Genomic DNA, 570 nt, shown 5'->3' on the forward strand with positions numbered 1-570 from the left:
ATTCTTGGTGGCTTTGTAGAATTCACTAGGGGTCTTGGTCAACCCGCATCGGGTGCATTTATGCATGACGATCCTTGAATGAAAAAACCCGCCAGGCTGAAGGCGCGTGGCGGGTTTGGGCTGCGGGCGGGCCCGCCACACCAGCAGTGCTTAGGCCACGGGGTCTTGGATCAACACCTCGTACGGAGCGTCCTTGCCGACCGGGGTCTTCAGTGTCCCCGTCAGGTTTACGTTCCCGAAGTCATCCGCCAGGAAGTCAAACTCGCTGTCTGGCGCCAGGATGGCTTCCCAGATCGTTGCCGTGCACTGGGTGCCGTCAGCTTGGTTGATACCGTCGAAAATGATTTCAACGCGAACTTCTGTGCGGGTGGAGCCCTTAACGTTCGTGCCCGTGGCACCGCTATGTGCGCAGGTAATGAAAACGTGGTCGTTTACCGCCAGAGCGCCCCCGGCCAGCGCCATGATCCAGCCCATGGGGCGGTTCAGTTTGTAGTCGGTGCCTTCGATCAGCGTGGCGCCACCAGTGGCCGCGTCTTCAACGGTAACCAGTGTGGCGAGATTCTTTTTGCC

1 protein-coding gene is annotated in these 570 nt (G+C 59.1%); it reads right to left on the reverse strand.

Going from position 1 to position 570, the window contains the following annotated elements; all coding sequences use genetic code 11:
* Positions 1 to 150: 150 nt before the first annotated feature.
* Positions 151 to 570, reverse strand: a 420-nt coding sequence (locus tag I6E78_RS18525; RefSeq protein ID WP_442960322.1) for a hypothetical protein, incomplete at its 5' end; no start/stop codon positions are given.

The sequence above is a fragment of the Pseudoalteromonas sp. NZS127 genome (genome assembly GCF_015864805.1).
Lineage (GTDB): Bacteria > Pseudomonadota > Gammaproteobacteria > Enterobacterales > Alteromonadaceae > Pseudoalteromonas > Pseudoalteromonas nigrifaciens.